12 protein-coding genes are annotated in these 17137 nt (G+C 66.7%); 1 reads left to right on the plus strand and 11 read right to left on the minus strand.

The annotated features are described in order from the left end of the window. Window positions 1-36: 36 nt before the first annotated feature. The 11 genes from whiA to QE394_RS19945 all read right to left on the minus strand — a co-directional run bounded on the left by whiA (window position 37) and on the right by QE394_RS19945 (window position 14472). On the minus strand, window positions 37-1017 hold the full coding sequence (gene whiA, locus QE394_RS19895; RefSeq protein WP_015937022.1) for a DNA-binding protein WhiA: 981 nt from the start codon (window positions 1015-1017) through the stop codon (window positions 37-39). A 9-nt stretch (window positions 1018-1026) separates the two neighbouring features. Then, window positions 1027-2046: a uridine diphosphate-N-acetylglucosamine-binding protein YvcK gene (yvcK, locus tag QE394_RS19900; protein WP_349035336.1), complete on the minus strand. Its 1020-nt coding sequence runs from the start codon at window positions 2044-2046 to the stop codon at window positions 1027-1029. Beyond that, complete coding sequence (gene rapZ / locus QE394_RS19905; protein WP_349035337.1) at window positions 2046-2969, minus strand: RNase adapter RapZ; 924 nt, start codon at window positions 2967-2969, stop codon at window positions 2046-2048. Before rapZ ends, yvcK begins: the two co-directional genes overlap by 1 nt. A gap of 68 nt (window positions 2970-3037) precedes the next feature. After that, complete coding sequence (uvrC, locus tag QE394_RS19910; RefSeq protein ID WP_349035338.1) at window positions 3038-5062, minus strand: excinuclease ABC subunit UvrC; 2025 nt, start codon at window positions 5060-5062, stop codon at window positions 3038-3040. 100 nt (window positions 5063-5162) lie between these two features. After that, window positions 5163-5831 carry a lysophospholipid acyltransferase family protein gene (locus QE394_RS19915; protein ID WP_056078962.1) on the minus strand — a complete coding sequence of 223 codons (669 nt, stop codon included), beginning with the start codon at window positions 5829-5831 and terminating at the stop codon, window positions 5163-5165. Beyond that, complete coding sequence (locus QE394_RS19920; protein ID WP_056078959.1) at window positions 5818-6534, minus strand: HAD hydrolase-like protein; 717 nt, start codon at window positions 6532-6534, stop codon at window positions 5818-5820. Before QE394_RS19920 ends, QE394_RS19915 begins: the two co-directional genes overlap by 14 nt. 81 nt (window positions 6535-6615) lie before the next feature. Further along, entirely contained in the window at window positions 6616-9537 is a 2922-nt protein-coding gene (uvrA, locus tag QE394_RS19925; protein WP_056078956.1) for an excinuclease ABC subunit UvrA, read from the minus strand. Between the two features lie 47 nt (window positions 9538-9584). Further along, window positions 9585-9965 (minus strand): GntR family transcriptional regulator, encoded by a 381-nt coding sequence (locus QE394_RS19930; RefSeq protein WP_056078953.1) that lies wholly within the window; start codon window positions 9963-9965, stop codon window positions 9585-9587. Further along, window positions 9962-11767 carry an ABC transporter ATP-binding protein gene (locus QE394_RS19935; RefSeq protein WP_349035339.1) on the minus strand — a complete coding sequence of 602 codons (1806 nt, stop codon included), beginning with the start codon at window positions 11765-11767 and terminating at the stop codon, window positions 9962-9964. Before QE394_RS19935 ends, QE394_RS19930 begins: the two co-directional genes overlap by 4 nt. Further along, window positions 11764-13518: an ABC transporter ATP-binding protein gene (locus tag QE394_RS19940; RefSeq protein ID WP_200937760.1), complete on the minus strand. Its 1755-nt coding sequence runs from the start codon at window positions 13516-13518 to the stop codon at window positions 11764-11766. The genes QE394_RS19935 and QE394_RS19940 overlap by 4 nt, the downstream gene beginning before the upstream one ends. A gap of 174 nt (window positions 13519-13692) precedes the next feature. Further along, complete coding sequence (locus QE394_RS19945) at window positions 13693-14472, minus strand: trans-aconitate 2-methyltransferase (RefSeq protein WP_349035340.1); 780 nt, start codon at window positions 14470-14472, stop codon at window positions 13693-13695. Window positions 14473-14593: 121 nt separating this feature from the next. Between QE394_RS19945 and QE394_RS19950 the strand changes: the two genes are divergently transcribed. After that, complete coding sequence (locus QE394_RS19950; RefSeq protein WP_261619759.1) at window positions 14594-17137, plus strand: DEAD/DEAH box helicase; 2544 nt, start codon at window positions 14594-14596, stop codon at window positions 17135-17137.

Consider the following 17137-nt stretch of genomic DNA (forward strand, 5'->3'; position numbering starts at 1 on the left):
CTTGCGCCCGGAATTATTTTTGATTCTAGGGGCCCGCTACTCGTCGAGCATTTCGGGCGTCACATTGGCGTCGGTGCCGGGAATCCCCAGGTCAAGGGCCCTCTTGTCCGCCATCGCCAAAAGCCGGCGGATCCGGCCCGCGATGGCGTCTTTGGTCATGACGGGATCGGCCAGCCGGCCGAGCTCGTCCAGGCTGGCCTGCTTGTGGGCCACGCGCAGTTCGCCGGCGTACTTCAGGTGGTCGGGTACGTCGTCGCCGAGGATTTCCAGGGCGCGGTCCACGCGGGCGCCGGCCGCGACGGCGGCCTGTGCCGAGCGGCGGAGGTTGGCGTCATCGAAATTGGCGAGGCGGTTCGCGGTGGCGCGGACCTCCTTGCGCATGCGGCGCTCTTCCCAGACCATGAGGGCGTCGTGGGCGCCCATGCGGGTCAGGAGCGCGGCAATGGTGTCGCCGTCGCGGATTACTACGCGGTCCACGCCGCGCACCTCGCGCGCTTTGGCCTGAATGTCCAGGCGCCGGGCGGCACCCACCAGCGCCAGGGCGGATTCAGGCCCCGGGCAGGTGACCTCAAGCGAGGACGAGCGGCCGGGTTCGGTCAGCGATCCGTGAGCCAGGAACGCACCCCGCCATACTGCTTCGGCGTCCGCCGCGGAGCCGTTGACGACGGCGGACGGCAACCCGCGGACGGGACGTCCGCGGCCGTCCAGGAGGCCGGTCTGGCGGGCCAGCGCCTCGCCGTCGCGCACTACCCGGACTACATACCTGCTGGCCCTGCGGAGCCCGCCGGCGGAAACCACGATGATTTCGCTCTGGTGCCCGTAGACCTCTGCAATGGCTGCCCGGAGGCGCCGCGCGGTGGAGGCGAGGTCCACCTCTGCCTCGATGACGATCCGGCCGGAAATGATGTGCAGGCCGCCCGCGAAACGGAGCATCGCGGAGACCTCAGCCTTGCGGACGGACGACTTCTTAATGTCCAGACGGGACAGTTCTTCTTTGACTGATGCTGTCAGTGCCATGGCACCTTCCTAACTGTTCCCAAAAATGTCCTGGTACGCCGTGGCCAGCCGCAGGGGGTCATGGACGGGACGGCGTCCCGACGCCCCTACTTTACCCAAGACCACCTCGGCGCCGATCATCGCGGCGGCCTTCTCGAACTCCTGGCGGTCGGGGACGGAGGCGGGATCGGCCAGGACAACATCAACGTTGAAACCGGGAGCGTAGCGGCGCAGGACATGCAGGTGGTCCGCGGCCGTCATGCCCGAAGTCTCCTTGGTGTCCGTGGCGAGGTTCATGGTGAGGCAGCGTTTGGCGGGGGTGTTGCACAGCGCCTGGCGCATCTCCGGGAGCAGCAGGTGGGGCAGCACCGAGGTGTACCACGAGCCCGGGCCCAGGATGACCCAGTCGGCGAGCTCGATAGCGGTCAGCGCTTCCGTGCAGGCGGGTGCCGACTCCGGGAGCAGGCGGACGTTCTCCAGCGATCCTGCCACGGCGCAGCGGGCCTGCCCGTGGACCGTCTGCAGCACCGATCCCCCATCCGGCGCTGCTACCCGGACATCGCCTTCGATGGTCAGCGGCACCGTGGACATGGGCAAAACCTGGCCTCGGGCGCCAAGGAGCGCCCCGGCCCAGGTAAGACCGGCGACGGCGTCTCCCAGCAGTTCCCAGAGGGTCACGATCAGCAGGTTCCCCATGGCGTGTTCGTCCAGTGAACCGCCGGGGCCGCTGCCGGGGCGGAACCTGTGCTGCATGACGTCGCGCCAGGTCCGTCCCCAGTCCGTATCGTCACAGAGCGCGGAGAGCGCCATCCGGAGATCTCCCGGCGGGAGGACACCGTACTCTTCGCGCAGACGCCCGGATGAGCCGCCGTCGTCCGCCACTGTGACGATCGCCGTGAGCTTGGAGGTGAGGAGGCGGAGGGCGGACAGCGAGGCGGAGAGCCCGTGGCCGCCGCCCAGCGCGACAATGGTGGGCTCGGTGTCCTGCGGGCCGGCGCCCGGTCCCGTGGCAGGGGGAACCAGCGGCAGCGCGCCGGTGAACAGCGCCATTACTCGCGGCCCAGATCCCGGTGGGTGGTGGTCACGGTGACCCGGGGATACTGCGCGAGCTTTTTGGACAGCTCGACGGCGACTGCCACGGAACGGTGTTTCCCGCCCGTGCAGCCCACGGCGATGGTGGCGTAGTGCTTGTTTTCGCGCCGGTAGCCATCGAGGACCGGCTCGAGTGCCATGACGTAGCGGTCCACGAAGTTCTTGACTCCCTCGGCCTCGAGCACGTAGTCGCTTACGTCCTTGTCCAGGCCGGTGTGCGGGCGCAGCTGCGGCACCCAGTGCGGATTGGGAATGAACCGGACATCGGCCACGTAGTTGGAGTCCACGGGCAGGCCGTACTTGAAGCCGAAGCTCATGACGTTCAGCCGCAACGCCACGGGACCGGTTTCGCTGAAGAGCTCGGTGATGGCCGTGGCCAGGCCGTGCACGTTGTAGCCGGAGGTGTCCAGCACTACGTCGGAGCTGTCGCGCAGTTCCTGGAGGAGCTCGCGTTCGGCGGCGATACCGTCCAGGATGCGGCCCCCGCCCTGCAGCGGATGCGGCCGGCGTCCCTGCTCGAAGCGGCGGACCAGTACGTTGTCGCTGGCGTCCAGGAACAGCACCCGGAAAGTGACACCGCTGGCGGCCAGGGCGCCCAGGGCGGCCCGAATGTCTGCGAACAGGCCTTTGCTGCGGACATCGATGACAACTGCCAGCCGCGGGATGGACTGCGGTGCGTGCGAGACGAGCTCGGCGAGGGTTCCCAGCATCTGGGGCGGCAGGTTTTCCACGACGTACCAGCCGTGGTCCTCAAGTGCGTCGGCGGCGGTGCTCCGCCCCGCACCGGACATCCCGGTAACCACCAGCAGTTCCGCTTCGAGGGGTTTGACGGGCTCCATGCCGTCCTGCCCTTCCTCGGATTCCGCCGAAGTGCCTGCCATTGAGTCCGCCCCATTTCCGTTGTTGGTCCGCGGGGCAGCGCCGGCGCAAACCCCGCCACTTACCCTAGCTAAGTTTCAGTGATTTCGCCGGTGGTCATGTTGATGGCCGGCACTGTGACCGCGGCGGGGCCGTCTCCGGAGAAGTGGCTGACGATGGCTGCGGCCAGCGCCGGACCGATACCGTTCGCCTGGGCGAGCTCCTCGGGAGTTGCCGCCTTGACGCCCTTGACCGACCCGAAGTGGGCCAGCAACGCCTTGCGCTTGGAGGCGCCCAGCCCCGGAACGCCGTCCAGCGCCGAGACTGTCATGGCCTTGCCGCGCTTCTGGCGGTGGAACGAAATGGCGAACCGGTGCGCCTCGTCGCGGATGCGCTGCAGCAGGTACAAGCCCTGTGACGTGCGGGGAAGGATAACCGGGAAGTCGCTGTCCGGCAGCCACACTTCCTCCAGGCGCTTGGCCAGGCCCACCACGTAAACGTCGTCGATGCCCAGGTCCGCCAGGGCGCGTGCGGCTGCGTTGACCTGCGGCTGGCCGCCATCCACCACCACCAGGTTCGGCGGATAGGCGAACTTGCCCTTCGGCGCCGGAGTGGTGGTGTCGGCCACCGCGGCCTCGGCGGCAGCCTCCGCGGCTGCCTCTGCGGCCGCCTCGGCGGTGCCTGCTTCGAGGACGTCCTCGTCCACCTGGGCGGACTTGTCCTGGAGGTAGTGGCGGAAGCGCCTGGTGAGGACGTCGTGCATGGCGGCGGTGTCATCGGAGGCAGCCGGGCCGGTGATGGAGAACTTCCGGTAGTCCGATTTCTTGGGCAGCCCGTCCTCCACTACCACCATTGACGCCACCACATTGGTTCCCTGGACATGGGAGACGTCGAAACATTCGATGCGCAGCAGCGGGACGGGAAGGTCCAGCGCTTCCTGGAGTTCCTGGAGAGCCTGTGACCGCACGGTGAGGTCCCCTGCGCGGCGGGTCTTGTGCAGCTTCAGGGCGTGCTCGGCATTCTCCCGGACGGTGGACATCAGGGCGGCTTTGTCGCCCCGCTGCGGGACCCGGACGTCCACCCTGGCGCCGCGGATGCCGCTGAGCCATTCCGTCAGCTCCTCCGCGTTGCTGGGTGCCACCGGAACCAGCACCTCCCGCGGCAGCCGGCCGTGCGTCTCGCCGTCCTCGCCGTAGACCTGCTGGAGCAGGTGTTCCACAAGGTCTGGTGTGGTGAAGTCCTCCACCTTTTCCACCACCCAGCCGCGCTGGCCGCGGATCCTGCCGCCGCGGACGTGGAACACCTGCACGGCGGCCTCGAGCTCGTCCTCGTGGAGCGCGAACACATCAGCGTCCGTGTCCTCGGCCAACACCACGGCATTGCGCTCAAAGACCTTCCGCAGGGCCGTGATGTCGTCGCGGATCCGGGCGGCCTGTTCGTAGTCCAGCCTGGCAACGGCGGCCGCCATCTGCTTTTCGAGCTTGTTGGTGAACCGCTTCGCTTCGCCACCCATGAAGGCGCAGAAGTCTTCAGCAAGGGCCCGGTGGTCTTCCGGGGAAATCCGGCCCACGCAGGGCGCCGAGCACTTGTCGATGTAGCCCAGCAGGCACGGGCGACCACTGGACTCCGCACGTTTGAACACCCCGGCGCTGCAGCTGCGGACCGGGAAGACCCGGAGCAGGGTGTCCATGGTTTCGCGGATGGCGCCGGCCGTGTACGGCCCGAAGTACCGGGTGCCTTTCCGCTTGTCACCGCGCATCACCTGCACCCGGGGGTATTTCTCGCCGAGGGTGACGGCCAGGTAGGGGTAGGTCTTGTCGTCGCGGAACACCACGTTGAAGCGCGGCTTGAATTCCTTGATCCAGGTGTATTCCAGCTGCAGGGACTCCAGCTCGCTGCCCACCACGGTCCACTCGACGCTGCTGGCCGCATGGACCATGGCGTAGGTCTTGGGCAGCAGTCCGGCGGGGTTGGCGAAGTAGGAGTTCAGGCGGGAGCGAAGGCTCTTGGCCTTTCCCACGTAGATGACCCGCCCGTGCGGATCCCGGAACCGGTAGACGCCCGGATTGGTGGGGATTTCACCGGTCCGGGGCCTGTAACTTGCTGGATTTGCCACCTATACAGTCTACTGAGCCGCGCCGCCCGCCTTTGCCGCGGCCGGAATATCTGTGCGCGATTTCCCCATGGACACGCCGTGGGGGGGCAAATGCGTCGCCCTACTCCGCGACTTTGCTTTGGTTGTAGCTGGTGGAGCGCTGCTGCCCGCTGAGTTCGGCGATGGCATCCATGATGCGGTCCGTCACTTCGCGCCGGGCAGGTAGCGAGTGGTCAGGTCCGGTCTTGTCGAAGTACAGCGGCTCTCCCACCTTCATGGTGAAGTGCTGCGGCTTCACGCCTTTTTCTCCGGCCCGCTGAAGGTTCTCCGTTCCGATCAGGCCCACGGGAACCACGGGCGCCCCCGTGGTCAGTGCCAGCCAGCCCACGCCCGTGCGGCCACGGTAGAGAAGGCCGTCCCGGGAGCGGGTGCCTTCCGGGTAGATACCGATTCCCTTACCTGATTCAAGGATGTCCAGCAGGGTCTTGAGCGCCTGGACGCTGGCGGCCTGCTCCCCGCGTTCCACCGGGATGGAGCCGACGGACTCGAAGAAAGCCTTCATGACTTTCCCTTTGACGCCGCCGGTGGTGAAGTATTCGGCCTTGGCGAAGAATGCCACCGGGCGGGGCATGAGGGCCTGGACGATGACGCTGTCAAAGAAGGACAGGTGGTTGGGGGCCACGATGAACGGCCCGTCCTTGGGGACGTTTTCCAGGCCGACGACGGTGGGCCGGCAGGTGCCGGAGATCAGGTTGCGGGTGGTCCAGCGGACGGCATCAAACATTTCCATCGTTGGTCACCTCGCTCATGGCGGAGGCGTGGATGGACTGCAGCCGCTCCACGGCGTTGACGAGTTCGGCGGCGTTTGCGACAACGGTGAAGGCGCCGGCGCCTTCCAGTTCGCCGTCCGGCGCGAATCCCCACGCCACGCCGATGCAGTCCAGCCCGTTGGCAATGGCACCGGAGACGTCCTGCGCGCGGTCCCCCACCATGACGGCGTGGTGGGTGTCGAGGTCCTTCAGGGCGGCTGCGATGATCTCCGTTTTTCCGAGCGGAACGCCGTCGACTGCGGATTCATTGTCCGCGGAGCCGTGGATGCCGCGGAAGAGCCCATCGATGCCGTGGTGGGCCAGGACGGTCCGGGCGATGGTCTGCGGTTTCTGCGTCGCCACGGCCACGGGCAGGCCGGCTGCCACGAACGTTTCCAGGACTTCCCGGATACCCGGGTAAAGCCGGCCCTGGGCGATTCCGGTCTCCGCGTAGTAGGCGCGGTACCGGCGGATCACGTCGTCGAGGCGGTCCGCCGGCACCTTCGCCACGCTCAGCAGCGCATCGCTGAGCTTGGGGCCAATCATGGAATCGAGCAGGTCCTGGCTGGGCACGGGAAGTCCCAGCTCCTTCAGGGCCGAGGAGATTCCGTCAGTTATCCCACCGGCAGGATCGACAAGAGTGCCGTCCAGGTCAAAGATCACGGGCACTGTTGTTGAAGTCACCGGGTTAGTTTCTCATGCCTTTACGGGTGCCCGAAACTCGCATTCCACCAGCGGAATACTTCCGGTGGAACCGCGCAGAGGTCAGCTGAGGATTTCGGCCAGGAACGCGGCGGTGTGGCTGGTGGTGGAGGTGGCCACCTGCTCGGGGGTTCCCGTGGCCACGATCTTCCCGCCGCCGGAGCCGCCGTCAGGCCCCAGGTCCACGATCCAGTCCGCACTCTTGATGACGTCAAGGTTGTGCTCGATGGTGATGACCGTGTTGCCTTTGTCCACCAGCCCCTGCAGGACCAGCAGCAGCTTCCGGATGTCCTCGAAGTGCAGGCCAGTGGTGGGCTCGTCCAGGACGTAGACGCTGCGGCCGTTGGACCGCTTCTGCAGCTCGGCCGCCAGCTTCACGCGCTGCGCCTCGCCGCCGGAAAGGGTGGTGGCAGGCTGTCCAAGGCGGACGTAGCCCAGGCCGACGTCCACCAGCGTGTTCAGGTGCCGTGCGATCGGCGAAAAAGCCGCGAAGAACTCGGCACCTTCCTCGATGGGCATGTTGAGGACGTCGGCGATGGTCTTGCCCTTGTAGTGGACTTCAAGGGTTTCCCGGTTGTACCGGGCGCCGTGGCACACCTCGCAGGGCACATAGACATCCGGCAGGAAGTTCATCTCGATCTTCAGGGTGCCGTCGCCCGAGCATGCCTCGCAGCGGCCGCCCTTGACGTTGAAGGAGAACCGGCCGGGCAGGTAGCCGCGGACCTTCGCTTCGGTGGTCTCGGCGAAGAGCTTGCGGATGTTGTCGAAGACGCCGGTGTAGGTGGCGGGGTTTGAACGCGGTGTCCGGCCGATGGGGCTCTGGTCAACGTGGACCACCTTGTCGAGGTGCTCGAGGCCCTGGACCGTCTTGTGCCGGCCGGCCACCTGCTTGGCCCCGTTGAGCTTGTTGGCGAGCACCTTGTAGAGGATTTCGTTGACCAGCGTGGACTTACCGGAGCCACTGACGCCCGTAACGGCTGTCAGCAGGCCCAGCGGGAAGGCTGCGTCCACGTTGGTGAGGTTGTTCTCCCGCGCGCCGACCACCTTCAGTTCGCGCTTCTTGTCGTACTTGCGGCGCTTCTTCGGGATCTCGATGCTCTTCCGCCCGGACAGGTAGTCGCCGGTCAGGGAGTTGGTGTTGTCGAGGAGCTCCTTGTAGGAACCGGAGTGGACCACCTGGCCGCCGTGCTCACCGGCACCCGGCCCAATGTCGACGATCCAGTCCGCCACCTGGATGGTGTCCTCGTCATGCTCCACCACGATCAGGGTGTTGCCCATGTCGCGGAGCCGCGTGAGGGTGTCGATCAGGCGGCGGTTGTCGCGCTGGTGAAGACCGATGGAAGGTTCGTCCAGGACGTAAAGGACACCCACCAGGCCTGAGCCGATCTGGGTGGCCAGGCGGATACGCTGCGCCTCGCCGCCGGACAGGGTGGCGGACGGACGCTCCAGGTTCAGGTACTCCAGGCCCACATCCAGGAGGAATGTCAGCCTGGCCTGGATCTCCTTGAGTACCTGGTGCGCAATCTGCGCTTCACGGCCGGTGAGGACAAGGTTGTCCAGGAACGCTGCGCATTCACGCATGGGCAGCGCTGCCACTTCGGCAATGGACTTACCGTTGATCAGCACCGACAGTGAGGCCGGGTTCAGCCGCGCTCCATTGCAGGCAGGGCAGGGAATCTGGCGCATGTACTCTTCGTAGCGGTCGCGCGCCCAGTCAGAGTCGGTCTCGCCATGCTTGCGGTGGACATACTGGATGGCGCCTTCGAAGCCGGTGCTGTACTTGCGTTCGCGGCCGAACCGGTTGCGGTACTGCACCACCACCTTGTGGTCCTTGCCGTGCAGGACAGTCTGGCGGACATCCTTGCCCAGCTTTTCCCAGGGGGTGTCCATGGAGAACCCGAGCTCCTTGGCCAGGCCCTCCAGGAGCCGGTTCCAGTACTCGGTGGTGGCGGTGCCGAGGGACCAGGGCGCGATGGCGCCTTCCGACAGGGAAAGCTCGGGGTTGGGGACGATCAGCTCGTCATCCACCTCCAGCTTGGTGCCGATGCCGCTGCAGGCAGCGCAGGCCCCGAACGGGTTGTTGAAGGAGAAGGACCGCGGTTCAATTTCATCGATGGCGAGCGGGTGCTCGTTGGGGCAGGCAAGGTTTTCGGAGAAGGCCCGTGTGCGCCCGGCGTCATCGGCGTCGAGGTCGACGAACTCGGCCAGGACCCGGCCTTCGGCGAGGCCGAGGGCGGTTTCGATGGAGTCCGTAAGGCGCTGGCTGATGCCTTCCTTGACCACCAGGCGGTCCACCACCACTTCGATGGTGTGCTTGTACTGCTTGCCGAGCTTGGGCGGATCACTGAGCTGGATGAGGTCGCCGTCCACCCTCGCCCTGGAGTACCCCTTGGCCGAAAGCTCCTTGAAGAGGTCCACGAATTCGCCCTTGCGTCCCCGGACTACCGGTGCGAGGACCTGGAAGCGGGTTCCGTCCTCAAGCTCCAGCAGCTGGTCCACGATCTGCTGCGGCGTCTGCTTGGCCACGGGTTCACCACAGACGGGGCAGTGGGGCCGGCCGACGCGTGCCCACAGCAGGCGCATGTAGTCGTAGATCTCGGTGATGGTTCCCACCGTTGACCGGGGGTTCTTGCTGGTGGACTTCTGGTCGATGGAGACCGCCGGCGACAATCCTTCGATGAAGTCGACGTCGGGCTTGTCCACCTGGCCCAGGAACTGGCGCGCGTAGGCGGAGAGCGACTCGACGTAGCGGCGCTGGCCTTCGGCGAAGATGGTGTCGAACGCGAGGGATGATTTGCCGGAACCGGACAGGCCGGTGAAGACGATCATGGCGTCACGCGGCAGGTCGAGGTCCACATTGCGCAGGTTGTGCTCGCGCGCGCCCTTGACCACAAGCCGGGAGAGATCGTGGCGTTGGGGGCTGTCGGCGGAGGTGGCGGTGAAGGAAGCGGGGACGGCTGTTTCTTCGGCTACGGCTTTAGGCACCCCATAATGCTAATCGAAAATTTCTTCGAACGCGCACGGTTCCGCCCTCAGGGAACATCGTAGGCGGCGGCCAGCAGCTTCACCGCTTCCGCAAACGTTGCACCCTGCGCTTTGGCGGTGGCAGCGTAGGCCGCCGCGGCGTCGGACAGCCCGCCGAGGCGTTCGTCACGGGCGCAGACCACGGTGCCGTTCCTGCCCCGGGTTGCCACGATCCCTGCTGCTTCGAGCTCCTTATAGGCGCGCGCCACAGTGTGCGGTGCGACGTCCAGCCGCTCTGCCAGCGCCCGGACCGCAGGCAGCCTGGTGCCGGGCACCAGGGCCCCATTGTCCACCTGGTGGATCACCTGCAGGCGCAGCTGCTCAAAAAGGGCCACGGTGCTCGTGGAGTTTGGCTTCCACGCCCCGGGAAATTCGGCCGCGGAGCTCACAGCCCGGCCTCAAGGGCACCGGAGCGGCCCGGAGCCGCCGAGAACTGGGCGCTGTAGAGCCGTGCGTAGAAGCTGTTCGCGGCCAACAGGCCCTGGTGCGTGCCCTGCTCAACAATGCGTCCGTGGTCCATGACGAGAATTAGATCAGCGTTCCTGACGGTGGACAAACGGTGCGCGATGACAAAGCTGGTCCTCCCCCGCCGCAGCCGGAGCATGGCCTGGCGGATCAGCAGTTCCGTCCTGGAATCGACGGAACTGGTTGCCTCATCGAGGATCAGCACGGCGCGGCCGGCCAGTTGTGCCCTGGCGATGGTGATGAGCTGCCGCTGGCCCTGGCTGAGGGGTTCGCCCCCGTTTTCCAGCACGGTGTCGTAGCCGTCCGGCAGCGACCTGGCGAAGCGGTCAACGTAGCTGGCCTCCGCCGCCGCCAGGATCTCCTCTTCAGAGGCGCCCGGCAGTCCATAGGCGATGTTGTCCCTGATGGTCCCGCCAAACAGCCACGTGTCCTGGAGCACCACACCGAACTGTCCGCGCAGCCGGTCCGGCCGGACAGCGGCGATGTCGGTGCCGCCCATGGTGATCCGGCCCGTGCCCGGTTCGTAGAACCGCATCAGCAGGTTCACCACCGTGGTCTTCCCGGCCCCGGTATGGCCCACAATGGCAACCATCTGGCCAGGTTCCACTGCGAAGGACAGGTTCCGGACTGCGGGCGCCGCGCCGGGGTAGCCGAACGTCACGTCGTCAAAGACGATGCGGCCGCCCGACGGCGCTTCCAGCGTGCCGCTCTCCGCGTCCTCTTCCGAGTCGAGGAGGGCAAACACGCGCTCCGCCGATGCCACGCAGGACTGGATCAGGTTGAGCAGGCCGCCGATCTGGCCCACCGGCTGGGTGAACAGCCTGCTGAACTGTATGAATGCCTGGATCCCGCCGATGGTCATGGCGCCTGCGATGACCTGGAGGGCGCCAACCACGGCGACGGCGATGTAGTTGAGGTTTGCCATCAGCACCATCAGGGGCTGCACCACGCCGGCGGAATACTGCGCCTTGGTTGCCGCGCGGGCCAACCTGCTGTTGCTGCTGGCAAAAACCTCGGCCGCCTGCGGCTGCTGCCCGAAGGCCTTGATCACCTCATGGCCCGTGATGAATTCCTCGACGTGGGAGTTCAGCTCCCCTGTTTCCGTCCACTGGCGGGCGAAATGCTCCTGCGACCTGCGGGCCACGAGCACCGTCACACCCATGGACAGCGGAACGGAGGCGATGGCGATGCAGGCCAGGAGGGGCGATATCCACAGCATCATCGCGAGCGACCCGAACAACATCAGGACGGACATGATCAGCTGGGTGAGGAGCTGGTTCAGCGCCTGGGAGATGTTGTCGATGTCGTTGGTGGCCCGGCTCAGCACGTCGCCGCGGGACCGTTCCCGGAAGTAGGTGGACGGGAGCCGGTGCAGTTTGCCTTCCACCGCGCCGCGCAACCCGTACATGACGCCCTGAACGGACCGGGCAGTCAGGGAACCCTGAACCCAGTTGAACAGCGACGTGAAGATGTACATCAGCGATACAGCAGCCAGCAGGAGGCCGAGCCCTTCCTGGTCCAGCGCTCCCCTGACCACCCCGTCCACCACCAGGTCGGTGGCGTCGCCGAGGAGTTTTGGGGCTGCCACATTCAAGGCCGCGAAGCAGCAGGTGGCGGCAACGGCGCCCAGCATGAGGGCCCGGAATGGCCGCAGCAGGCCCAGCAACCTTCCGGCGGTGCGCCAGAAGCCGGCACCGCCCGTGTCGGTGCCGGGAGCCGCCGTCATTGCGGGCCGTCCAGTGCAAGCTGCGAGTCGGCGATTTCCCGGTAGGTGGACGACGTTTCCAGCAGCTCGCCGTGTGTTCCCTGCGCAACGAGTCGCCCGCCGTCGAGCACCAGGATCAGGTGGGCATCCTCCACCGCGGCGATGCGTTCGGCCACGACAATCCTGGTGGCCGCGGCCAGACGCACGTCCAAAGCCTGCCGAAGCCGGGTGTCCGTGTCATAGTCCAGGGCGGAGAAGCTGTCGTCAAAGAGGTACAGCGGGGCCTTGCGCAACAGCGCGCGGGCTATGCACAGCCGCTGCCGCTGCCCGCCGGAGAGGTTGGTGCCGCCCTGCCCTACCGGCGTTGCCAGCCCCAGCGGGAGGTCCCGCATGAAGCGCATGGTTTGTGCCGCCTCGAGGACCTCCCAGAGCTCGTGGTCGGAGGCTTCGGGTGAAGCCATCCGCAAGTTGTCTGCAATAGTCCCGGAAAACAGGTGGGAGTGTTGCGGGACGATCGACATGGATCTGCGCAGGAAGTCCAGCGGCAGTTCCCGGACATCGGTGCCGTCGAGGAGGATGCTGCCTTCGGTGGTGTCGAGGAACCTCGGAACCAGGTTCAGCAGCGTTGACTTGCCGCTGCCGGTGGATCCGATGATCGCCGTGGTGGTGCCGGGCGCGGCCACGAAATTCAGGCCTGCCAGCACCGGCGCTTCCGCCCCCGGGTAGGAGAAGCCAACACCCCTGAACTCCAGCGCTGCGGGCGCGGCGGGGGGCGTCACCGGATCCTCCGGGGCCACGGCAGGGCGCGACGGCGGGAAGCCGGCAGGGCCGGCGACGGAGGGTTTGGTATCCAGCACCGCAGAGATCCGCTCGGCGCAGACTGCCGCCCGCGGGGCGGTCATCAGCACGTACATGGACATCATGATGGCCAGGAGGATCTGCAGGATGTAGGCGATAAAGGCCGTCAGTGCGCCCAGGTTCATCTCGCCGGCCTGGATCCGGTGGCCGCCGAACCAGACCACCGCCACCGAGGAAAGGTTCACCACGAGCATGATCATGGGCAGCATGCCGGCCACGAGCAGCGCAGACTGCAGGTTGTTGGCCGTGAGGCTGGAGTTGGCGCGGGCGAACCGGCGAGTCTCGTGGTCCTGCCGGACGAAGGCGCGGATGGCGTTGGCGCCGATGATCTGCTCGCGCAGGATGCCGCCGGCGTTGTCGAGCAGGTCCTGGCCGTCGCGGTAGAGCGGAATGAGGCGGCGGACGATCAGCGCCATGATCAGGACGAGCAGCGGCACGATGACGATGACGACGGCGGACAGTGCCACGTCCTGCTGCAGGGCAAGGATGATGCCGCCCACGCCCATGGCTGGGCCCGCCACCAGCATCGTGAACACCAGGATGGCGAAGGACTGCACCTGCTGGGTGTCATTGGTGGCCCGGGTGGTCAGGCTTTGGGTGCCGAACCGGGCAACTTCCAGGGAGGACAAGGACTGGATCCGCGCAAAGATTTCCGCGCGGAGCCGGTGGCCGATCCGCATGGCCACCACGGCGCCCAAATACCCCGCGGCGATGGCAGCCGCTGCCTGGATAACGGCGATGCCGGCCATCACGACACCCAGGCGGGAAATCACGCCCGTATCACCGGGAACAATTCCGTCATCAATGATGGCGGCGTTGACGGTTGGCAGCAGGAGGTTGGCGGCTGCCTGGATCAGCTGCAGAAGGACGACGGCGGCGACGGAGCCTTTTTGGTCCGAAAGCAGCCGCCTCATCAAACCGATCAGCAACGAACCTCCAGTTCAGTCGGGGGCCGTCGGGGCCGGATGGCGGCCTCTCCCCCAGAAGCCACTCGGCCATTGTAAGCCAGATCACTTTCCAGCACCGTCAAGGACATGACAGGCCCGTCGAGCCGGCTGCACAGCGGCAGGACAGCGGCGGGAAAGCGCTCAGTCCGCCTTGCGGCCAACCGCGAAGACCCTGCGGAAGGGAAACACGGTGCCGTGCCGCCCCTGCGGGTAGGCTGCACGGAGCGCGTCCGCGTATTCCGCTTCGAAAACAGCACCGTCCTCCGGCGAAAGCACGGCCAGGACGGGGCGCAGGGCGGTTCCACGAACCCATTCCAGGACGGGGTCCGGCCCGGGCAGCAGCTGCTGGTAGGTGGTTTCCCACGCGTCCGCGGTGCACCCGGCATCGAGCATGATCTCAAGGTACTCAGCGGGTTCGCTGACGGATTCTCCGCCCCGCAGGACGCCATCGAGCTGGGCCGCCCAGCGCGATGATCCTGCCAGCTGGCGCATCAGCTGATGGGACGGGGCGTTGAAGTTCCCGGGCACCTGCATCGCGAACCAGCCGCCGGGGCGCAGCGCGGCCAGCCAGGTCCGCAGCAGGTCCTGGTGCCCGGGGACCCATTGCAGCGCTGCGTTCGTCACCACCACATCCGTGTCAGCGGCAGGCAGCCAGTCGCGGATGTCCTGCTGCTCAAACGTGAGGGACGGCTGCGCGGCGGCGAGCTCCGCGGCTTTGCCCAGCATCTGGTCCGAGGAGTCCACTCCCACCACGCGGGCACCGGGCCAGCGGCGGGCGAGCGTTGCCGTCAGGTTGCCGGGCCCGCAGCCGAGGTCAACCACCTGACCGGGGTTGGCGGCGTGGATCCTGCCGGTGAGGTCGAAGAACGGGCGGTTCCGGTAATCGCCGAACTGAACGTACTTCGCCGGATCCCATTTCATAAGCTTCTCCATGCCTTGGTGCTGACTCTGCTACGGGAAGCCTAGCCGGGCCCAACGGCAGCGGCACCGTGCGCCGGACCCACGGATTTCCTGCCGCAGCGGGGCACTAAGCTGGAAAACAATGAAACTCGTTGACCAGCTGACCGATCTGACCGCGCCGGGACCGTCGGCCGCCGTCGACCCCGACGACCTCTACACCCGCTTCGTGGAATGGACTGAAAGCCGCGGCCTGGACCTGTACCCGGCGCAGGACGAGGCCATCATGGAGCTCGCCACCGGCGCCAACGTCATCCTCGCAACACCCACCGGGTCCGGGAAGTCCCTGGTTGCCATCGCAGCCCACTTCCAGGCGATGGCGCTGGGCCGGCGCAGCTACTACACGGCGCCGATCAAGGCGCTGGTATCGGAAAAGTTCTTTGCGCTCTGCGAGATTTTCGGCGCGGAGAACGTGGGCATGATCACCGGCGATTCGGGCGTGAACCAGGACGCCCCGATCATCTGCTGCACCGCCGAGATCCTGGCGAACATCGCCCTGCGCGAGGGCGCCACGGCGGACCTGGGCTCCGTCATCATGGACGAGTTCCATTTCTACTCGGACCCGCAGCGCGGCTGGGCCTGGCAGGTGCCGCTGCTGGAACTGCCGCAGGCGCAGTTTCTCCTCATGTCCGCCACCCTGGGCGACGTGACCCGGTTTGAGAAGGGCCTCACAACGCTCACCGGGCGCCCGAGCACCACCGTGAGCTCGGCTGAGAGGCCCATCCCGCTGCATTTCTACTATCACGAGACCCCGGTCCACGAGACCCTCGAAGAGCTGCTGTCCACCAGGCAGGTTCCGGTGTACGTGGTGCACTTCAGCCAGCTCGAGGCGATCGACCGCGCCCAGACGCTCATGAGCATCAACGTGTGCACGCGGGAAGAAAAGGACAAAATCGCGGACCTCATCGCGAACTTCCGGTTCGCGGCCGGGTTCGGGAAGACCCTCAACCGGCTGGTCCGCCACGGGATCGGGGTACACCACGCCGGCATGCTGCCGAAGTACCGGCGGCTCGTGGAGCAGCTGGCGCAGGCGGGACTGTTGAAGGTCATCTGCGGTACGGACACCCTGGGCGTGGGCATCAACGTTCCCATCCGCACCGTGCTGCTCACTGCTTTGAGCAAGTACGACGGCGTCCGCACCCGGCTGCTCAACTCCCGCGAGTTCCACCAGATTGCCGGGCGCGCCGGCCGGGCAGGGTACGACACCGCCGGCACAGTGGTGGTGCAGGCCCCGGAGCACGTCACCGAAAACGTCAGGGCCATGGCGAAGGCCGTGGCCAAGTTCGGCGACGACCAGAAGAAGCTGCGCCAGGTGGTGAAGAAGAAGCCCCCTGAGGGTTTCGTGTCCTGGGGCGAACCCACCTACCGGCGGCTCGTGGAATCCGTTCCGGACCCGCTGGCGTCCAGCTTCACGGTCACCCACGCCATGCTGATGAACCTGATGGAACGTCCCGGAGACCCGTTCGCCGCCGCACGCCGGCTGCTGACGGAGAACCATGAAAGCCGGCCGGCGCAGCTCCGGCTGATGAAGAAGGCCCTGGGCATCTACCGCGAGCTGCTGGCGGCTGAAGTTGTGGAACGGATCCCGGAAGCCGAACAGGGTCCGGACGGCCGCGCCGTCCGCCTGACGGTGCACCTGCAGGCCAACTTCGCACTCAACCAACCGCTCTCCCCCTTCGCGCTCGCCGCGCTGGAGCTCCTGGACCCGGAGTCGCCGTCGTACGCCCTGGACGTGGTGTCCATCATCGAGGCGACCCTGGAAAAGCCGCGCCAAATCCTCTCCGCGCAGCAGAAGAAGGCCCGCGGCGAGGCGGTGGCCGCGATGAAGGCTGACGGGATCGAGTACGACCAGCGGATGGCGATGCTGGACGAAGTGACATACCCGCAACCGCTGTCGGATATCCTGGCCGAGGCCTTCGAGGTCTACCGCAAGGCCGCCCCGTGGGTTGGCGACTTCGAGCTGGCGCCCAAATCCGTGGTCCGGGACATGTACGAACGCGCCATGAACTTCGGCGAGTTTGTCCAGTTCTATGGGCTGGCCCGCTCGGAAGGCATCGTGCTGAGGTACCTTGCCGACGCGTTCAAGGCCCTCCGGCAGACCGTCCCGCAGGACATGCTCCGCGACGATTTGGAAGACCTGACCGCCTGGCTGGGCGAACTGGTCCGGCAGGTGGACTCCAGCCTCCTGGACGAATGGGAGGAACTGGCGTCCGGGGCCATGCCCACGCCGCACGACGCACCGCCGCCTCCCCCGCCGTCGCTGACGTCCAACATCCGCGCCTTCCGCGTGATGGTCCGCAACGAGATGTTCCGCCGCGTGGAGCTCTTCGCCGATGAGGACGCCGCGGCACTGGGTGAACTCGACGGCGGCTCCGGCTGGGACGCCGACCGCTGGGAAGACGCCCTGGACGACTACTTCGACGAACACGACGACATCGGCACCGGACCGGACGCCCGCGGGCCCGGACTGCTGATCATTACGGAGGAAGCCGGGGTGTGGAAGGTGCGCCAGATCTTCGACGACCCGGCGCGGAACCACGACTGGGGCATCTCCGCCGAAGTGAACCTGGCGGAATCGGACGAAACCGGCACCGCGGTCCTGAGGGTAACGGGCGTCAACCGGCTTTAG

Source organism: Pseudarthrobacter sp. SORGH_AS 212 (genome assembly GCF_030818145.1).
Classification (GTDB): Bacteria; Actinomycetota; Actinomycetes; order Actinomycetales; family Micrococcaceae; genus Arthrobacter.